We start from the raw sequence: 19,266 nt of genomic DNA, 5'->3' as shown, positions 1-19,266 counted from the left end.
CACCTGGTTTTCAATGTGTATTCCTCCACATTATCTTGTTTTGCAATAATTAATTTCCTTATAAATCATCTCAATTTCTTGTGAAAAAGATTTGACTTGGAAAGCTTCTGAATAAATTCTATTCTCCGATGATGCCACTACTTGTCGCAGTTTTTCTTCATATGTTTGTACAAAATGATCAAGCGTTGGCGTTTTCAATTTTAGTGCATTGGCAATTCCTTGGATGATTTTTACACGATAATAATCCTCTTTTGGCATTCTAGGAATATCCCATTCTCCGTCGTGATTAATAAAAATTTCTCTAAGAGGGACTGCTGAAAAATCAAAGTACCTTCCTTCTTCATTTGGTATAGAAAATGGATCAATTAATAAGGAGGCATAACGAATATAGAGCAAATATTCTTGATGGATGGGCTCAAGATGATTAAAATTCTCTATGTCTTGTCTAGCTATACTTTTTGGATGTAATGGATAATTATCATCTACCATAAACTGTAATAAATTAAGTGGTTCAATATTGAAGTGTTTGACAATTCCCATCATTTCTTTCCAATAATTTAACAAATGCCGAATTGTTGTATAAGTAATAGGACCTTCAGGATAAAGTTTATAAACATACTTTGTGATATTATTGCCATCAAATATTGCTTTTAATGAAAAATCATTCATAAATAAGGGAGGATGGACGTACAAAGAAATATTTCTTGTCTCAGCTTCAAGAGGAGATGCTAATTTTTTTAATTGAATCCCTAAATGACGAAACAGTTTAGTTAATTTAGCCACTCTATTCGATATTGAGTAAGTTGATCCGATATAAACTTTTTTCTTTACGCCTGTGGTCAATACTTCATTTGATGGAATCCCATCTAACCATCTAGTATCTCCATAATAGGTTGAAAAGCTAATTATCTCAGCCTGAGGTGATATTTTTTTTAAGAAATGAGTTATTAAATGACTAGAGCCAAATGTAGGAGAAATCAAGATAAAACAGTTAGCTCTCTTCAATACTATAGGATCGATTTGCGCTAAAACTGATATATACGAATCTGTAGTAATGCTAAGCACAATGGTATCCCAATTACCAGATACTAAATGATAACCTTTAAAAAAAGCATCAATCTTACATTGTCCTGCAACTGACTGATGTTGTTGATTTTGTACATTTACCTTAAATACAAGGTGATGCTGTACGACTGCTTTAAAGAAAGCCTTGGAGCGTAAAGATTCTCTACCGCCAATCGCTACTTTACTATTAAAATAATTTTTGAAATTTACAGCTAATTGAATTGCTGTTGGCCCAGTTCCTAACAGTAAAACATTATTAAAATCAGTCATTGCCTTCACCTCATCTATATAAGTTATGGTACTTTTTGATATAAAATAACATCAAATACACTTTGAGGGTGTATAATTTCCTCAACTATATGCCACTTGGTTTCGTCTACTTTCTGCATTGGATAATTAAAAAGAGACTTAACCCCATTACCATAACGCATAGCAATGAGTACATCTTCGTTCGTTAAATCATACAATTGCTCTAATATGTCATATTTATTGCTAACAGTCGAACTAAATATTATATGGCTAATTTGTTTAATAACTGTTAGTTCCTCTACTGTCTTCTTCTCAATTTGAATTGATAAATGTCTTCCTAATTTATTTACTACATGTCTTCCCAACCGAATCGCTTCATCATCAATATCAATTCCAAAAACGTCTGCACCTGTTCGTTCCGCAACCATCAATAATGTTAAAGGGAAAGCCCCAGAACCTACCATGAGTACTTTCGACTGACTATTAATTTGAAAATCCCCGAATTCCTTTTCAATGCAGTCTTCTATATTACGAAAATAATCGGTTATCTCCTCGTTTTCTAATCCCAATACTAAAGCTCGATATTTTTCTATGATTTGGATACAAATAGAAGAGTTATTTCTAAGATTTTCGATTAATGTTATTATTTCAATCGATTGCTTTATATGATTCCAATGTTTTTCATTGTCACGGTTTGTAATAAACGAAGAATAATTATTGATTAAATCACTCAACTGTATATACTCGACTTTTCGTTGATTACTATGTTGATTGATTATTAACTTAAATGTTTTATCAAAGTAATGTAAGTTCTCTAAAAACAAATCTACATCCTTCACTTGCCCCACTCCTATGTTTGAGGATTAAAGTTCAATATATGCATTATCTTTTCATCCTATTTCATCGCTTCCTTGGAATATGTTTCCTTTCACGATAAAAACGAGCAATAAAATGTTTTCGCTTCGCCAAATGAAAGATGATATATTTTCTCAATATTAATCACTTACATATCTAGTGGAAGTTGCTAAAGCACAGTCTACTTTGAAACAACCATTAGATGTCCAGCCATTGAAATATACACGTTTTTTTAACGAATTGTCAGAAAGAAATAGAAAAGACTATCGATGGGCTACATAGAAAACTAGCATGTCTAAAAAAGATAAAAAATGCAATTCAAGTTAAACTTGAATTGCATTTTTTTCACGATTGCTGAGGCAATTTGCACAAGACTGCATTGCCCGAACAAAATTCTTATAGCACCACAAGCAAGCATGAAACATAATCACCTCACCCAACTGCTAGAAAGCGTTTCGGGATAGTAATAGTACCTAACTTAAAATTATTAATCTTTTAGATTAAATTTACTAACTCTAGTGAACGTTTTAATATTTTCGCCATTTGTGCACGTGTTAAATTACTTTGCGGGTTTAAATAGCCATTGGATCCCGTCATAATGTCTAGTGCTTGTAATTCTGATACTGCTTGCTTTGCGTAGTCAAATACTTTATTAGCATCTTTGTACGTTAAAGCATTTTTATCCACTGTTACTTTATAGCCTTTATATTCAAGCATACGCAATATAATCGCTGCTGCTTGTTGACGTGTAATATTTGCATTTGGATTAAATGTTGTGGCATTGACACCTTTAACAATACCAATCTCTGCAAGTGCTTGTACCTCTTTTTCATACCATTTGCCTTTCACATCCGTAAATGCAGTTTCTTTATTGGATGAAATATTTAAAGCACGAGCTATCATCACTGCAAATTGCGCACGCGTGATATTTCTATTTGGACTAAATGTTGTGGCTGATGTACCTGTTGTAATGCCAGCAGCATATAAAGCTAGAATTTCATCCTTACTAAATACATTGTCGATATCTGTAAATGGATTTTCAACAATAGTACTATTTACAATATTTGTATCTTCTTCTATGATTGTTGCTTCTTCCTCTAAAGCTGGGACATTAAACGTAAAGAATAATGTGTACGCCCCATAGCCTAAGCTTCCAGAATCGACAAATATTTTCGTTACGCCATTTTTATCTTGCACTAATGGTAAACGGACTACGCGCACTTGATCCAATTTTTCACCTTTAGAACTAATAATCTCGATATCTTGTTGCTTACCTTCTGCATCAATATAAGCAAGTGTTTCGAAACCATACGCCTTACCGATTAGTGTCATTTCGATATAACGTTTATCATCAATCGTCACTAATTCTGCTTTCGTGAAGTAAGGTGCTAGATAGTTCGTAATAAAATCAGGTATTTTACCATTTGGATCAGCTTCCATTTTATATGTGATTGGCTGGCGAGTAATCTTTTCATTTGTCATTGTCTTCGTTGCAGTTACATTTGAGGTAATTGTCTTATTAGCAGTTACCGCTTCAAAAACAAGGTTATCAAGTGTCTCCATTTCAAATGAAAGTGTAGCTGTTTTGTCATTTACTATAAGCACTCGTGATGCTGCTTTATTTGACCATTTTGCAATTTCTTTACCATTCTGTTTCACAATAAATTGTTGCAAATTGTTACCTGTATTCAATGTAAGCGTCACTTTATATTTGTTATCTTCAAATACAGTGTTCGCTTTTTGTAAGAATGCCATTAGTTCTTTTGCATTCTGTTGAATCTCAAATTTCACTGCGCCCTCTTGGATAAAGTTTCCTACAGCTTGGTCTATCTTTGTTTCTTTTTTAGGTAAATCTTTATTCATTGGTGGAGTATCAATTGGGCCACTTGTAATTGGGAAGGTTGAACTATCACTTATCTTTGAAAGGGAACCTTCGTTGAATTGTAAATAGATATTATAGTTATGGTGATATTTTATATCCTCAATATCTACTTTTACCCATGCATCATAACGATCTGCTAAATTTGGTAATGTAAATTGAACGACTCTTACATCATTGGCGTCGCTTATCGTAGTAGGTGTTGAACCGTTCACAGTAAACCCAGTAATCCATGAACTATTTTTTAATGTTAATTGAACTTGATAGGAAGAACCACTTTTCACCACATACGCTGGTTTAATCACATACTGGTCCATCATTGAAGTACCAGAACCTAATCCCTTTATAAACGTATAATCCACTGTATACAGCCCATTAGTTGATTGTGTAGAGCCACCCGTTACATCACCTGTAACCGGCACTGTTGTATTATTATTTTTTTTTGAAGCGGAAGCTTCATCTCTCACTGTAGCTGTTACATTCGCAGATATTAATTTATCAGTCGTTACCGCTTCAAAAACAAGGTTATCTAGCGTGTCAGCTTCAAATGATAATGTTGCTGTGTTTGGCATTGCAACAGGTACTACTGATGCTACTTTGTTGGACCATTTTGCAATCTCTTTTTCATTTTGTTTTACAGTGAATTCCTGTAATTTATTTTGTGTATTTAACGAAAGAGTAACTTTATATTTGTTATCTTCAAATACTGTATTTGATGTTTGTAAGAATGTCGTTATTTCTCTTTCATGTTGTGGAAATTCAAATTGAACTACTCCTTCTTGTTTGAAGTTTGCTGTAGTGTTATTGTTCTCACCAGAACCTGATTCACTGCCGTTGGTATTTCCTTTTTCATTATCTTTATTTTGCTCTAATGTTTCTGGTTGCTTTGGTGCTTCTTTACAAACGCGGTTAGTTTCCTTAACATTCGAGAGTACTAGGTAAACAGTATATCTATTATCGTAAAGAAAAGGTACAGGTTGCTCCAATTTAACGTATATATCAACCCATGCTCGGATTGGGTCATCATGTTGGTCTATTGCGAATGTGTAAACCTCATTCTCTTCCGAATCTTTTTCTTTTTTAATAGCTTCTTTTAACTCCCCACCTGACTCGACTTTAAACCCTCTGTACCAAGTAGAAAATTGTCCTGGCACCGTGATATCTACCGTATATTGACCATTCTCTTTTTGTAATGTAGCTTCTTTCTTTACATAGCCACTCTTAATCATTACTGAATCCTCTGATTTGTCCTCTTTTAAAACATTAAAACTTGCTGAATAGTCTATTGTACAGCTAGCTTCGGTATTCTCCGCCGCTTTTACTTCCATGCCAAAGTAAGGTAATACTGCACCAAAAATGAGCAATGTCATTGCTACATATTGTATAAATTTCTTCATACTACTCTGACCTCCTGAAAATTAAAATTATTTTAAATCACTAGGAATCCAGAATTTTTGATTAGTTTAACCTCTCTTGTGCGTTTCAGCCTCCTTTTAAAGCTTTTACTAGTACTACCCCTAAATGATTACCATTCTCAATTAAGAACAAAATAAAGCATCTATGATTTATTACATAAATGTATCAAATTCTTTAATTGATAATGATTCTCACTATAATTTAATTATATATTTCTCATTATTGTTGTCAAGAAAGTTAAAATATTTGATTAAATATCATTTTGTATCAATAGTCCGACGCTTAATGTCCTCCTTAAAATTTAAAAAGATCGGACACTCACTTTTATGGGTGCCCAATCTTTTATATTTAGAGTATTAATGTAACGGAATTGCTAATACATCTTGGTTTGCGTTAGGAATTGGTTAAGGATAGATAACAACGCTTTCTCCAGCAGATTGATTTATATACTTTTCTGCTTCTTTGTATTGTTGTCTTAATCGTTGTTCAAATTCTTGTAGTGTCATATCTTGGACGCTATTTAAAAATTTATCTTTGTTTTTTTCTGGAATATACATTCTTACCCCATATTCATTACTTAAGTTTTCTAATATTTTTTTGTAAGGTATGAGTAATAGGTCAGGATCGTTGTCATATGTTGACTCAGCACGATAATGAGTAGTTGAACAAAAAACAGAAACCATTAGACAAATCAGTGTGATATTTATTACCTTTTTCATTTCTGTTCTCTCCTTTGTGTTCCTCTCTTTAGTTTATCTGTCAAACTTAGTGAAGCCTATCACCTTTTCCATCTTCACTCGCAGAAACATAGGTAATTAATGATAAAGATATACTTAAACATAAAAAAGACGCAACCAATAACTTTGCAATATTTTTCATAGTATTCCCCTATTTTTAATTTTCCTATATTTAGATTTACCTATATTAAACATGAATTATCTAGTTTTCACCTTAAATATCTTACGTAAATTCTTGAATAAGTTATGATTTTTACCTACTTCTATTATGTTATATAGCTAAATACAGGGATATCCCATCTCATTTTCTTGCTACAAAAGAAGCTGCATTATGCAGCTTTCTTAATTTATATTATTTTTTTCTGTATGTGTAATAGATTCTCCTTCTACATCAATATTCGGTAGAATCCTATCTAACCATTTAGGAATATACCACGCAGTTTTCCCCATTAGAGACATGACAGCAGGAACTATGGTCATTCTTACTATAAATGCATCGAAGAATACTCCAAAAGCGAGGGCCATTCCTATTGATTTAATCATCGCATCAGGATTCATCATAAATCCGAAAAATACTGCCATCATGATGAGAGCTGCAGCAGTTACTACTCCGCCACTATCTCTCATGCCATATAAAATAGCTTTCCGACTATCTCCAGAATGGATATAAATTTCTCTCATTTTACTAACTAAGAATATTTCGTAGTCCATCGCTAATCCGAATAATATTCCGATTGTAATAACAGGTAAAAATGCTAGTATTGGAGATTGTGCTGGGAAGCCAAAGAAATTGACGAAATGTCCGTCCTGCACAACGAATACCATAAATCCTAATGTTGCTCCTAAAGAAAGCAAGAAACCTAAAACAGCTTTTAACGGTACTAATAGTGATCTAAAGACCATTACTAAAAGTATATAGGCTAGCCCAACTATCAAGAATGCAAACAATGGTAGCGCATCATTCAATTGTTGTGATATATCAATGTTCATGGCCGTTGTTCCAGTTACCATTAGTTCAATACCATGTTCATTTTTGGTTTCTTTAGATTTGTCTCTTATAAGATTGACCAAATCCTTTGTCTTTATATCATCTGGTCCAGACTGTGGTGTAATTTGTATCATAAAGATTTTACCAGAAGGGCCTGGAATTGGCGGTGAAACCGTTTTTACATCTTTTAATTCACTTAATTCTTGAACTATCTCACCTGCAGCTAGTTGTGTTTCCTCTGTCAATGCATCTACTTTTGCAGCAACAATTAATTGTGCATTAAAGCCTTCTCCGTACGCCTCGGTAAGTAAATCATACGCTCTTCTTTCCGTCATCTCTGTTGATTTAGCTGTCCCATCAGATGGCAGACCCAAATTCATATGGAAGAAAGGAATTGTAAGAATGGCAAGGAATGCAATCGCTAATAACGATAAAACGACAGGGTGTTTAGTAACTAATCTCCCCCACAAGTCGGCTTTCGTTCCAGCCTTTTTCTTGCTATTACCAGTAATCTTGTTCGATAATAAATTTTTCTTCGCAGGTGACAAACGATGGCCAACCATTCCTAAAATGGCTGGTAAAGTGATAATAGAAATCAGAACTGCTGCAAATATACTGATAGCCGCTGAAACACCCATCAGCGTTAAAAATGGTATTTGGGCTACTGATAAACCTAAAAGACCAATTATAACAGTCAACCCAGCAAATACTACAGCACTCCCAGATGTTCCGATGGCTATAGCGATTGAATTGTTTACAGTATGCCCCTTTGCTAATTCTATTTTAAATCGTGTAATTATAAATAGGGAGTAGTCAATCCCTACTGCTAAACCTAGCATTGCTGCTAGAATGATTGAAATAGAATTTAAATCAATAAAATAAGCACCAAACATAATTCCTAATAAGCTAATACCTAAACCTAATACCGCTATAAGAATTGGTAGGCCTGCTGCAATAAAGGATCCAAATGTTATGGCTAAAACAATAAAGGCAACGACTACTCCAATAACTTCATAAATTCCCTCAAACTCTATATCAGAGAAAACTATATCTCCACCTTTTATTTCTGTTTGAATACCTGCATTTCTTGTGAGATTAATACTATCTAAAAGATGTTCTTTCGACTTCTCTGAAACTTTATCCGCTTCTACTGCAAATGTAACTTGTGCGTAACCAATCGTTTTATCTTCATTTAGATTGTTTAGTTCTAGCGGTGATAACACACTTGCTACTTTAGTATCTTCACTTATCTCCTTTAAAAGGTCCGAAATACTGCTTTGAGCATCTTCTGATTCTAATGTTTCATTATCGGGTGCCTTAAATACAATGTTTAGGGTAGATTGTTTGGCAGCACCTGCAAATTCCTCTTTAATTAGTTCAGCTGCTTTGTCAGCTGGCGTATTTGGAATAGTAAGTTCTCCATTAAATGATGGTTTAAAATACAATACTAACGATACTAGTATAATCAGTATCCCTAAAGTACTAAAAAGAACAGATTTTTTATGTGCCGTTGACCAATTTGCTAATTTATAAAGATACTTTGCTATTGTAATCTCCTCCTGTTGAATGTGCTAAAATACGTAAAATTACTATAATGAACAAACATGAACATATGTTCATTTTTGTTCTAAAAAAATACCCACATTAGTAAATGTGAGACATTTCTTTAAATCGTCTTTCAATACTGTGAAATGATAAAAATATTAGCTGGTCAATGAGCATACCAATTTTTTCACCATTTTCTTGTGTCTTCAAAATGGTATATATTCCTTCTATAAAGTTTGCTGAAAGGACATAGAAAATAAATGGTTCTTTCACAACGCTTTTATCTTCAAAACGAGAGAAGGTTTCTTTTTGAAGTATTTTATGTAGTACATCCACAAGTTCGTCCTTAAAATACTCATATTTAGAACCTTTACTTTTACCAAAAAGTATTAATAGATCTTTACTGTGCCCTTTGAAAATGTCTAAAATTTTATTTTTAATCTCAATCAATTTATCATCTGGGTTAACTTCAGTCATTATAATTTTATTAATGGCAGCAAACAAATCATTATAGACGGGCTCTACTATCGAATTAAATAAATCCTCCTTATTTTTAAAATATTTGTATACTGTACCTAATGCAATATCAGCGTTACTAGCTATATTTCTAATGGATGCACTTAAATAACCCTTTTCTTTAAATTCATCCAATGCAGCTAATAAGATTCGATTTTTTATTTCCTCTTTTAAATATTGCATACGTGAACCTCCGTTCATTTTAGGACTTTTTTAGCTTATCATGCGAAAATCTATTTGTAAATTATTTTAATTATTTTTTTCAGTATACTACACAAGCTCGCAATTGCCCTTCTTTCCCCTATCCAAAATGTCTTCCACAACGATTATTATTTAAATGTTAATCATAAATGAAATTTTTCAAATTCATAATATGTAGATTTTTCTATATACAACTACTATTAATAAAACTTTATACGAAGTGCAAATTCTCAACATGTAAAATATTCCCTGCTTGAAAGCTTGATTTTATTAACCACTTAATATCATAAATTTACAAAACAACTCAATGAAACCATATTTTAATAATTGATATCGTTTACGAAATTAATAGATAATAAAGTGGATAAAATCTAATACAAAGGAAGAAAGAAATGAAGAATACATTAAAAAAATATTTGATAATACCAGCTATGCTCACTACATTATTAGCTACTTCATTTAGTGCTAACGCCTCAGCGAATGATATACATATGTCATATTTATATAGCGGGAATACTAGCTCTTTCATAAAAAATATAGATATGACTCATGGTGCGTTAAATACGGCGACACCCAGCTTTTTTGATTTAAATGCAGATGGTAGTTTAAGTGCTACGATTGATAAAAGTTTAGTCGATGCATTACATAATAGAGGTTTAAAAGTTGTACCATTCATTTCTAATCATTGGGACCGTAAATTGGCACAAATCGCAATGACAAATCGAGATATATTGTCTACTCAAATCGTCAATTCTGTTGTAAAAAATAATTTAGATGGCGTCGATATTGATATAGAAAATTTAAACTATACAAATAAAGATGAGTTTACAGATTTCATCCGATTATTACGTGAAAAAATGCCTAATAATAAAACAATTTCCATAGCAGTAGCTGCAAATCCATATGGGTGGACAACTGGGTGGCATGGTTCTTATGATTACATGAAACTAAGTGAGTATAGCGATTATTTAATGGTAATGGCGTATGATGAAAGCTATAATGGTGGTTCAGTTGGTCCTGTCGCAAGTTTATCATTTGTTGAAAATTCGATTAAATATTTATTAGATAAAGGAATTAATCCCAATAAAATAGTATTAGGCCTCCCTTTTTATGGACGAATTTGGAAGGATGATGTGGAAATAGGAGGTGACGGCATTGCTAATAATGAAGTAAAATCTATTGTGAATAACCATAATGGAAAATTTCTTTTTGATTATACTTCAAAATCAGCATTTGCCAAATTTACTGTAAAAAGCAGTGACTCTCCTACTTATATCGGTGGCAAAAAGCTAGTACCAGGAAATTACACGATATGGTACGAAAATGATTTATCTTTAAAATATAAGTTAAGACTTGTAGAGAAATATCATTTAAGAGGAACAGGTAGCTGGGAGTTACCTCAAGCGGATAATGGTATTTGGAAATTTTATTCTTCGTGGGCGAATGGTGAACATAACTTTATAGATACGGAAAATCATTGGGCAGAACAGGATATTATGGCCCTTTACCGAAAAGGCTGGATTAATGGCAAAAACGAATACACTTACGATCCAAATGGTAATTTAACAAGAGCTCAGGCTACTGCTATCGTTATTAGTGCCATCGGTTTAGACAAAACAAACGAAACTGTACCTAATAATTTCAAGGATGTGCCAGCAAATCATTGGGCAAAACCTGCTATTGAAATTGCCTATAAGTATCATATTGTGAATGGAACAAATGAACACATTTTTGATCCGAATGCCTATATCACAAGAGCACAATTAGCAGGTATTTTATCGAGAATATTAAATTATCCATTACCTACGGATGAGTCCAGTTATTATGATGTTTCAAAAGATTTTTGGGCATATGCAGATATTTTAAAATTAAGTAGTAAAGGTATTATTAACGGAAGAGAAGATGGAGGATTTTATCCATTTGATCATGTCACGAGAGGTCAAATGGCAGCGATGGTAAACCGGGCAAGTGCAGATTTAGAAAAGTATGCAGTAAAATAATAAATCCCTTCACCATAGTTAATAATAACTCAGCTAGAAGCAGCTATTCACCAAAAACGAGGCTGTTATTAAACGATTCCATCCTAAACCTTCAAACTAATCTGTAATATTAAAGACAAGAATTTGTACTTAATGGTTTCTTACATCATTACTTGTTTATAATGTTGCACATATTATCAAAATGTACATTGCTAAATTCAATTTTAATAGTGTACATTTTTTTATTTTGTAAACATAATTCTCATAAAATAAATCTACTGTGTATTTTTATCACATCGACTCTCACCTTTTATTTCCGAAACTGAGCACCATCTAAAATTACTCTCATATTCTATAATTAGACCTATTTTGAGGGGGAAAAATTATGGGGATTGAATTGACTGCTCTCCATTGGATTTATGTTGTGTTTATTGTCTTAATCATTGGCTTTATGGTTAAACGTCGGGATACTACCCTCATTTGCATTCTAGGCATATTCCTACTTGCGATTGTCGCTACTGGTGATCTCACTTCTTCTATAAGTGGTGTTTTTAACAGCTTTATTTACGCGATTACCGAACTGTTATCTACCATATTAATTATTTCCATTATTGTTGCGATGAGTCGTGTATTAATGACTTCTGGTATTAATGAGGTCATGGTTGCACCTTTTACAAAATTCATTAAAACACCAACTCTTGCCTATTGGACAATTGGGATTTTAATGATGATTATTTCTTGGTTTTTCTGGCCCTCTCCTGCAGTTGCACTATTAGGAGCTGTTCTTTTACCAGTCGCTATTCGTGCAGGATTACCAGCATTAGGTGTAGCGATGGCAATGAATTTATTTGGTCACGGAATTGCGCTATCGAGTGATTTTGTCATTCAAGGTGCTCCGAAATTGACTGCCGATGCTGCGGGAATTCCAGTTGGAGACGTTGTATCAGCCAGCATTCCACTTGTCATTACGATGGGGCTTGTTACAACAATTGTTGCTTTTTACTTTTTAAAACGTGATATGAAACGAGGCACACTTCATTTTCATACAGCACACGAAACAACTGATGGTATCGAGCAAGTGAAAGATGAACATTTGCTAACATCTGGACAAAAACGATTTTTTGCCATTCTAATTCCGATCACCTTTTTACTCGATGTTATCGCTATGTCCGTATTGAAATTACAAGGCGGTGATGCCACTGCCCTTATTGGTGGAACAGCTGTCTTTATTTTGTTAGTGCTCTGTCTTGTGGCACACAAAAAACAAGGATTTGAGAAATCGACAAGTTACTTAATTCAAGGATTCCAATTTGGATTTAAAGTATTTGGACCCGTTATCCCAATAGCAGCCTTCTTCTACCTTGGTGACTCAGGATTTACCAAAATCATCGGTGACTTTCTCCCTGCCGCTTCTCATGGTATTGTGAATGATTTAGGCGTCGGCTTAGCCGCTGTTGTACCCTTAACGAAGGAAATTGCAGTCATTACCCTTGCCGTTGTAGGTGCCATTACAGGTTTAGACGGCTCGGGCTTCTCTGGCATTTCGTTAGCTGGTTCTGTCGGTAGTTTATTCGGCAATGCTATTGGTGGAGGTACAGCAACCCTTACCGCACTCGGACAAATCACTGGCATTTGGGTGGGTGGCGGTACACTGTCACCAATGTAAGACATATGATAAAGAGGCTTCTAAAACAAGGCAACAATTTAAAGCAATACGGAAAGAATTCGAATAAAATAAAAAAACGGCTTGAAATGATCAAGCCGAAAATAAAAAGAGAGAGGTTAAATTATTAGTTAATTTATTATGCTACTTTGTATATTTATTATACTAATTTATCTTTTAAAGCATCCGTTAAAGTTTGGGAAAAGTTTATACCTTGTTTTATACCTAAATCGTTTAAATAGCTAGGAATAGTTAACGTTTTCTTTACTGGTGTTAAATCTAAAGCTTTCTTATGTGCCTCTATATCAACATCTACAAGTGTTACAATATCTTCTTCTTTTGCCTTGAAAGATACAGTATACGGTTTATTTATTGCTTCATCTGCAAACACTATGGCATTACCTATATAGTCCCTTGCATATTCAATTGCTTCAGCAATAGTTTCCCCTTGAGTAATCCCGTCAATATCAGGAATTGTCACTAAGTGAAAGCCGTCTGCTGATAATGGTGAAATAACCACAGGATAAACGACAACATTTTTCATTTTTACCCTTCTTTCGATTCTATTTTAATGGGCTTTAAACCACCCCTTTTACAGCTTGTGCTTCTTGATTAGCCCTTTTGCTAAATCTTCATTAACTTATCTATACCTTGGGATTTGTTCTTTCTTGCCAGTTGGTGACACCCATATGTCATGTTTGCCACCATGGGTTAAGAATTTCCACCCTTTAGCCGAGAAGCGTTTCTCTAACTCTCTCTTTTTCATTATTTTACCCCTTTCGATTATACGTATATTATACGTATCAATATAAAAGGAGTAAAGTGATTAATACGTATTTTCTACGTATAGATAAAATTTTATGCAGTAGATGATTGATATATGAAATGGATAATTTCACTTAATCCAACCTTTATAAATCAGATGCAACAAAACAAAGCCCAGGCTCAAAATCTCCGAGTACCTGGGCTTTACACAATATATGCTTGTTTTTCCTACTAATTCAGCACGTTAATAAATCGGTTTTAAAATACCTATTGGAAGCCATTTGCATTGTTCGTCTTTTGCTTCTAGGTCTTCTTTTACACATAGAAAAGCATTAATAGAATCACTCACTGAATAAACTATGCTACCTTTTGGCATCGGTTTTTCCGTTTTAGAACCTTCTAATGGATAGGTTTTCGCTTCAGAGTCTTCCGTTACTTCATAACGAACACCAGCTTTTTTAAATATTGTATCAAGAACTTTCATATCTGAACCAGGATAATGCTTTTCGCACTTTAAGCCATTTCCAGTGTCCCTGCAATATCTCAACATTTGATCACCATTCATATCTGAGATGTTAGTATCACGCCATTCCGTAAAGATTTTACCATATTCGCCGCTATTACGATTAATATTGATATACGTTACATTTGGATAGAAAGATGCGCGAATTTTCATCGGTATTTCTTTAAAAACTACTAGATTTGTTGCTTGTACACGATATGGCCCCATTTGATAAAATGTTTTACCATCATATTTTTCAATTTCATACGTTTTAAAATAATTATTGCGCTTCACCACTAACGAATCAAATGTGCCATCTTCATTTTTCTTATAAATCTTAATATCTTTCGTAAACGTCATTTTCCCCGTTTGGTCTTTATGCACCTCGGCTCCATCAAACCTAATAGCCTCTGATTTTGTTGGATTCACTATCGACAATACAAATGCTGCTAATAGTACAATAAATATTTTTTTCATTATGTTCCTCCTAATCATTTTTGTAGCTCATTTCTTTGCCTACTAATATCGTATTATTTTATCAATAGAATACAATAATGTCAAAAATATAACAAAATTAACTCGTTTTCCCACAACTTTTCGTTGCTCATTCTTTAGCAAACATTTGAAAACTAATATCAATAATAGGCTTTAATAATATAAAATTGTTTATTTTTATATATACTTTTTCCAATTTTACCAATAAAATAGTCAATAAGGAGCGTGGATATATTCATGGATAATTTATTTTTAATTGTAGCAGTGTTAAGTTTTTTAGCTATTATAGTTTTTGCTATTATGGCTATTGTTCAATTTATTAAAAAGGATGTTTCAAAAGCTAAAAAACAAATTAAGTTTACTGGAATATCAGTAGCGGTAATGATTGTTTCCTTTATTGGTTTTGGCATGACAGCAGATCCAGCAGAAATTACAGAAAAAGAAGATACACAAAAACAAGTAGAAACTGTAGCAAAAGTGGAAGAAACGCCAGAAGAAAAAGCTACCCGTGAGGCGAAGGAAGCTGAAGAAAAAGCGTTAGCAGAACAAAAAGCTAAAGAGAAAGCAGAAGCACAAGCTAAGGCAGATGCAGAAGCTAAAGCTAAAGCAGAAGCGGAGGCTAAAGCGAAAGCAGAGGCCAAAGCTCAAGCAGAAGCGAAGGCAAAAGAGGCAAGTGTCCCACGTGAGCATAAGTCAGCGTTAAAAAAAGCAGAGCAATATGCTAAAACGATGCATATGTCAAAGGCAGGGATTTACGATCAATTAACATCGGAATATGGGGAAAATTTCCCTGCGGATGCTGCTCAATACGCTATAAATAATATTGTATTTGATTGGAAAGAAAATGCATTGAAAAAAGCAAAATCATACGCAGATATGATGAATATGTCAAATTCGGCTATTTACGAGCAATTAATATCTGAATACGGAGAAAAATTCACCAAAGAAGAAGCTCAATATGCTATTGATAATTTAGAATAAACTCGACCGCATTTAATGTGTAAGACACAATACAAGTCACTCACCCGAGTGGCTTTTTGTAATAAGGAGATGAATCATTGAGATATATTACTGGATTAATTGGACTTATTTTAGTCTTCTTCGGCAATTTATTAATGAGCATAACCGATAGTGACCTAACTACGAATATAACATTAAAGACATTTGGGTTTATTTATTTTATAATCGGATTAAAAATTTTATTTTCTAACATAAACTCTTTAAAGAAAAGCAATAACCAAGATGACGATTAAGCTATCTTGGTTATTTTAAAGCAACTCCTTAAGTTCTTTAAAAGAAAGCTTTATTTATCTCCGACTAACTTTAAGACATTATCAGGTAGCCAAACATAATAGTCTTTTTCCGTTACAAAGACTAATACATACCCGTTAATAATCAACCCACCTGTGACAAAAATGCTTCCCTTTTCATACATGACATCTGGTTGCGATTCTTTTAATGGAGCGTGTTTTCCTATTGTATTTTCTATTAGCTTATAACGCTTTTCTTCTCCTAGTATCGTGTCAGCAATTTTAAGATCTGTACCAAGATAACGTCTACAAGAATCGTAAGTCCCATCATTAATGTCATCGCAATATTCCACTATTTGTCCATTTGGGGTATCCTTAAAATAAATTGAAAAGGATTCTTCTTTTCTGAAGTACCTTCCATAATTTCCATTCTCACGATTTATATTAATATACGATGGATTTTGATAGAAGGAAGCACGAATTTTTAATGGGACTTCTTTGAACACTACTAAATCTGTTGCTTGTACCCGATATTGCCCCATCTGATAAAAAGTTTTACCATCATATTTTTCAATATCATATGTTCTAAAGAAGTTATTTCGCTTTACTACTAGCGAATCAAATGTGCCGTTTGGATTTTTCTTATATACCTTGATATCCTTTGTAAAAGTCATTTTCCCTGTTTGACCTTTGACTACTTCTGCTCCATCATGCATTACTTTTGCTTCTGTTATGGTCGGATGAATTACTGCTACTATTAATGCAGCTAAAAACACCATAATTAATTTTTTCATTATTCTCCTCCTTCACAGCTTTATATTAATTTCTTTATATACGAATATTGTAGTATTTTATCAATAGCAATGAATTACGTCAAAAAAATAACAAATTTAACGTGTTTTTCCACAACTTAATTTCATCCAGCTACCCATTCACTCAAGTTTTTAAACAAAACGGTTCATCCAATCTCAATATCTCGTTTGACATACTAATTTTTATAAGTTACTATTTCCTCATTAAACGTGAGAGGTTGAGGACGATGATACGTCGTTTAAGAAAACTTAAAAACGTCGCTGTGCGATTAAGCTTCTAAGTAGATACATGAAAACTAATTACTTAGAAGCGAGGTACGCATAATGAACAATCAAAAATATAATCATTGGTCAGAAATTAAATATATTAAGGATTTAGTGACAAATCCGCTCATTGAAGTTGGCGACTATTCATACTACTCAGGTTATTATGGAAATCAAAATTTTGAGGACGGGTGTGTCAGATATCTTTGGGGTGACCATAAATCTCGTGAGTTATTTAATCCTATTAATGATTTTGGTTGGCATTTAGATAAACTGATTATCGGAAACTACGTTTGTATTGCCAGTGGTGTCATCATTTTAATGGGTGGTAATCATAATCACCATTCAGAATGGATAACAGTGTATCCGTTTACGGAACAGATTGAACGTTCTTATGAGCCAAAAGGAAATACGGTTATTAAAAGTGATGCCTGGATTGGTATGAATGCAATGATTATGCCTGGGGTTACTATCGGTGAAGGTGCGATTATTGCTGCAGGATCTGTTGTATTAAAAGATGTTCCGCCTTATACGATTGTCGGTGGGAATCCAGCCAAAGAAATACGAAAACGATTTTCAGATTTACAAATAGATAAATTATTAGAAATGCGTTGGTTTGATTGGGAACGTGAGAAAATTGAAAAGGCTATTCCTTTGTTATCAAACGATTCTATCGATCAATTGTATGATTTCTATTTACATGAAATAAAAATATAATAAATATAGAGAACTACTACGAGTTAATTTAAGTATGTGGGAACGCTTTCCACTTGGTTCGTTCTGAGCAAAATTGCCGCGCTTATGTAATCAACTGAATAAAATGCATTTCAGTTAACAACATCTTGCTGCCTTATGGTGATCCATGAAACTACATCTAATTTAGATGTAGTTTTTTTAATGCCCGCTCACTCGTGCTTTGTTCGAGTTTGTCCTTAAAATTATTAGACTGCACTATTTCGCGCAATCGTCTTTATAAACCGTAATGCCCCCCACGGTTAAGTCCTTTAGTGTTACCTGTCTGCCATATTCCCGTGACAGAATACTTTCAATGATTGGCAACAACTTACGTACCTTTTCTTCTGTCATTTTTACAGCCTTCATACGCACACTCCTTTTTATCAGAATATGTCGAATAGGCTTGTCACTTTCGTTAAGACATATTTCAAATTAAATCCTTTGCAAACGCTCCTTCTTTCTTACTCATTTCAGGCTGTTTTTCACAACATACCATTCCCCCAAATACAAATACTGCCCATGGATGCTGCATACCAACTAAATCCAATTTACTATCTCCATTTAAGCCACTTTCTGTTAAAATGATTTTAGAAAGGAAGGTGATTGAAAATAACGACAGTGGAAAAGGAGAAATTGTCTGTCGGTTTAACACAATTCATTGATTTCACAGTTAGGCAAACAATGTTGGCAAAGATGAACAAAATTACTGAAATTAAAAATCAAGGTGATTATCACCCAGTAAAAGATCATTGGAAACAATTAAGAGAACGGATTAAATTTTGCTATGAGAAAAATCAATCTCTAGAAAATTTAGATGCTTTACTGTCTGAAGTTCATGAAAGAAAAATTAATTCCTATACCCAAGCAATAAAGGCATTTAAAAAATTTACTCGTAACAAAGAAATCGAATGGTTTGATCCACCAAAATCGTTATGGACATCTAATAATGGGTTAATTGTTCGTTCGTCTCCCGAATTAGGTTTAGTTATTGATGGCATTCCTCACTTAATAAAATTGTTTTTTAAAGGAAACACTGAAAAAATCAACGAACGAAACATTCAACCAATCCTCACTTTAATGTTAGAAGCACGATGTAACGACCCTATCCCAGAAAACATTGTATATGCTGTATTAAACGTCAAAACAGCTAAATTACATGTAGCTTCTCAAACAAATTCGAAAATCCTTCAAGCACTTCAACTTGAGGCACAAACATACGAAAATATTTGGCGAAATTAAGCGTCCAATTCATTTCCATTTTAAATTTTGTGCACATTGCTCATACGTCCCTCATTACACTCATGACTTCATTTGAACAAATGCAAAATCCACCCTTTTTTCGTGCTTGCT

General features: G+C 33.5%; 16 protein-coding genes. 5 read left to right on the top strand and 11 right to left on the bottom strand.

The genetic code is table 11. The features are described 5' to 3' along the window. Nucleotides 1-30: 30 nt before the first annotated feature. From FH508_RS07340 to FH508_RS07315, 6 genes are all read right to left on the bottom strand, one after another. Nucleotides 31-1,335 carry an opine metallophore biosynthesis dehydrogenase gene (locus tag FH508_RS07340; RefSeq protein ID WP_173478358.1) on the bottom strand — a complete coding sequence of 435 codons (1,305 nt, stop codon included), beginning with the start codon at nucleotides 1,333-1,335 and terminating at the stop codon, nucleotides 31-33. Between the two features lie 23 nt (nucleotides 1,336-1,358). Further along, nucleotides 1,359-2,153, bottom strand: coding sequence for a nicotianamine synthase family protein (locus FH508_RS07335; protein WP_228134432.1), 795 nt, complete (start codon nucleotides 2,151-2,153; stop codon nucleotides 1,359-1,361). A gap of 511 nt (nucleotides 2,154-2,664) precedes the next feature. Further along, a complete protein-coding gene (locus FH508_RS07330) occupies nucleotides 2,665-5,445 on the bottom strand; it encodes an NEAT domain-containing protein (RefSeq protein WP_173478356.1) in 2,781 nt (926 codons plus the stop codon). A 423-nt stretch (nucleotides 5,446-5,868) separates the two neighbouring features. Next, the gene (locus tag FH508_RS07325; RefSeq protein ID WP_173478355.1) at nucleotides 5,869-6,183 is read right to left on the bottom strand and encodes a hypothetical protein; all 315 of its coding nucleotides are present in this window, start codon (nucleotides 6,181-6,183) and stop codon (nucleotides 5,869-5,871) included. A gap of 360 nt (nucleotides 6,184-6,543) precedes the next feature. Further along, nucleotides 6,544-8,634 (bottom strand): MMPL family transporter, encoded by a 2,091-nt coding sequence (locus FH508_RS07320; RefSeq protein WP_228134431.1) that lies wholly within the window; start codon nucleotides 8,632-8,634, stop codon nucleotides 6,544-6,546. A gap of 199 nt (nucleotides 8,635-8,833) precedes the next feature. After that, nucleotides 8,834-9,433: a TetR/AcrR family transcriptional regulator gene (locus FH508_RS07315; protein WP_173478354.1), complete on the bottom strand. Its 600-nt coding sequence runs from the start codon at nucleotides 9,431-9,433 to the stop codon at nucleotides 8,834-8,836. 410 nt (nucleotides 9,434-9,843) lie between these two features. Here FH508_RS07315 and FH508_RS07310 point away from each other — a divergent pair, with 410 nt between their 5' ends. Both FH508_RS07310 and FH508_RS07305 read left to right on the top strand, forming a co-directional pair. After that, on the top strand, nucleotides 9,844-11,451 hold the full coding sequence (locus FH508_RS07310; RefSeq protein ID WP_173478353.1) for a glycosyl hydrolase family 18 protein: 1,608 nt from the start codon (nucleotides 9,844-9,846) through the stop codon (nucleotides 11,449-11,451). A 364-nt stretch (nucleotides 11,452-11,815) separates the two neighbouring features. Continuing rightward, nucleotides 11,816-13,096 (top strand): hypothetical protein, encoded by a 1,281-nt coding sequence (locus FH508_RS07305; protein WP_173478352.1) that lies wholly within the window; start codon nucleotides 11,816-11,818, stop codon nucleotides 13,094-13,096. Between the two features lie 157 nt (nucleotides 13,097-13,253). On the opposite strand, the gene FH508_RS07300 is transcribed toward FH508_RS07305, so the two are convergent. From FH508_RS07300 to FH508_RS07295, 3 genes are all read right to left on the bottom strand, one after another. Continuing rightward, a complete protein-coding gene (locus FH508_RS07300; protein ID WP_173478351.1) occupies nucleotides 13,254-13,637 on the bottom strand; it encodes a type II toxin-antitoxin system HicB family antitoxin in 384 nt (127 codons plus the stop codon). A gap of 96 nt (nucleotides 13,638-13,733) precedes the next feature. Beyond that, a complete protein-coding gene (locus tag FH508_RS23920; protein WP_255639689.1) occupies nucleotides 13,734-13,859 on the bottom strand; it encodes a type II toxin-antitoxin system HicA family toxin in 126 nt (41 codons plus the stop codon). 243 nt (nucleotides 13,860-14,102) lie between these two features. After that, nucleotides 14,103-14,837: a hypothetical protein gene (locus FH508_RS07295; protein WP_173478350.1), complete on the bottom strand. Its 735-nt coding sequence runs from the start codon at nucleotides 14,835-14,837 to the stop codon at nucleotides 14,103-14,105. A gap of 255 nt (nucleotides 14,838-15,092) precedes the next feature. Between FH508_RS07295 and FH508_RS07290 the strand changes: the two genes are divergently transcribed. Further along, complete coding sequence (locus tag FH508_RS07290) at nucleotides 15,093-15,836, top strand: Ltp family lipoprotein (protein WP_370635709.1); 744 nt, start codon at nucleotides 15,093-15,095, stop codon at nucleotides 15,834-15,836. A 322-nt stretch (nucleotides 15,837-16,158) separates the two neighbouring features. Here the strand turns inward: FH508_RS07290 and FH508_RS07285 are convergent, their stop codons facing one another. Beyond that, a complete protein-coding gene (locus FH508_RS07285; RefSeq protein WP_173478349.1) occupies nucleotides 16,159-16,899 on the bottom strand; it encodes a hypothetical protein in 741 nt (246 codons plus the stop codon). 342 nt (nucleotides 16,900-17,241) lie between these two features. Between FH508_RS07285 and FH508_RS07280 the strand changes: the two genes are divergently transcribed. After that, complete coding sequence (locus FH508_RS07280; RefSeq protein WP_173478348.1) at nucleotides 17,242-17,898, top strand: CatB-related O-acetyltransferase; 657 nt, start codon at nucleotides 17,242-17,244, stop codon at nucleotides 17,896-17,898. A gap of 234 nt (nucleotides 17,899-18,132) precedes the next feature. Here FH508_RS07280 and FH508_RS07275 read toward each other — a convergent pair whose 3' ends face one another. Beyond that, the gene (locus FH508_RS07275) at nucleotides 18,133-18,282 is read right to left on the bottom strand and encodes a hypothetical protein (RefSeq protein ID WP_173478347.1); all 150 of its coding nucleotides are present in this window, start codon (nucleotides 18,280-18,282) and stop codon (nucleotides 18,133-18,135) included. A gap of 237 nt (nucleotides 18,283-18,519) precedes the next feature. Between FH508_RS07275 and FH508_RS07270 the strand changes: the two genes are divergently transcribed. Next, nucleotides 18,520-19,155, top strand: a complete 636-nt coding sequence (locus FH508_RS07270; protein WP_228134430.1) for a hypothetical protein — start codon at nucleotides 18,520-18,522, stop codon at nucleotides 19,153-19,155. The last annotated feature ends 111 nt before the right edge of the window (nucleotides 19,156-19,266 follow it).

This window comes from Lysinibacillus sp. CD3-6 (assembly GCF_006351725.2).
GTDB lineage: Bacteria > Bacillota > Bacilli > Bacillales_A > Planococcaceae > Lysinibacillus.
The sequence above is the reverse complement of the archived record's forward strand: the minus strand, read 5'-3'. Positions and strand labels throughout refer to the sequence as shown.

Bases quoted from the DNA above. Each gene is read 5' to 3' on its own strand.
- FH508_RS07330 (WP_173478356.1), bottom strand. From the start codon at position 5,445: ATGAAGAAATTTATACAATATGTAGCAATGACATTGCTCATTTTTGGT.
- FH508_RS07295 (WP_173478350.1), bottom strand. From the start codon at position 14,837: ATGAAAAAAATATTTATTGTACTATTAGCAGCATTTGTATTGTCGATA.
- FH508_RS07280 (WP_173478348.1), top strand. From the start codon at position 17,242: ATGAACAATCAAAAATATAATCATTGGTCAGAAATTAAATATATTAAG.
- FH508_RS07310 (WP_173478353.1), top strand. From the start codon at position 9,844: ATGAAGAATACATTAAAAAAATATTTGATAATACCAGCTATGCTCACT.
- FH508_RS23920 (WP_255639689.1), bottom strand. From the start codon at position 13,859: ATGAAAAAGAGAGAGTTAGAGAAACGCTTCTCGGCTAAAGGGTGGAAA.
- FH508_RS07285 (WP_173478349.1), bottom strand. From the start codon at position 16,899: ATGAAAAAATTAATTATGGTGTTTTTAGCTGCATTAATAGTAGCAGTA.
- FH508_RS07315 (WP_173478354.1), bottom strand. From the start codon at position 9,433: ATGCAATATTTAAAAGAGGAAATAAAAAATCGAATCTTATTAGCTGCA.
- FH508_RS07305 (WP_173478352.1), top strand. From the start codon at position 11,816: ATGGGGATTGAATTGACTGCTCTCCATTGGATTTATGTTGTGTTTATT.
- FH508_RS07340 (WP_173478358.1), bottom strand. From the start codon at position 1,335: ATGACTGATTTTAATAATGTTTTACTGTTAGGAACTGGGCCAACAGCA.
- FH508_RS07290 (WP_370635709.1), top strand. From the start codon at position 15,093: ATGGATAATTTATTTTTAATTGTAGCAGTGTTAAGTTTTTTAGCTATT.
- FH508_RS07275 (WP_173478347.1), bottom strand. From the start codon at position 18,282: ATGAAGGCTGTAAAAATGACAGAAGAAAAGGTACGTAAGTTGTTGCCA.
- FH508_RS07300 (WP_173478351.1), bottom strand. From the start codon at position 13,637: ATGAAAAATGTTGTCGTTTATCCTGTGGTTATTTCACCATTATCAGCA.
- FH508_RS07325 (WP_173478355.1), bottom strand. From the start codon at position 6,183: ATGAAAAAGGTAATAAATATCACACTGATTTGTCTAATGGTTTCTGTT.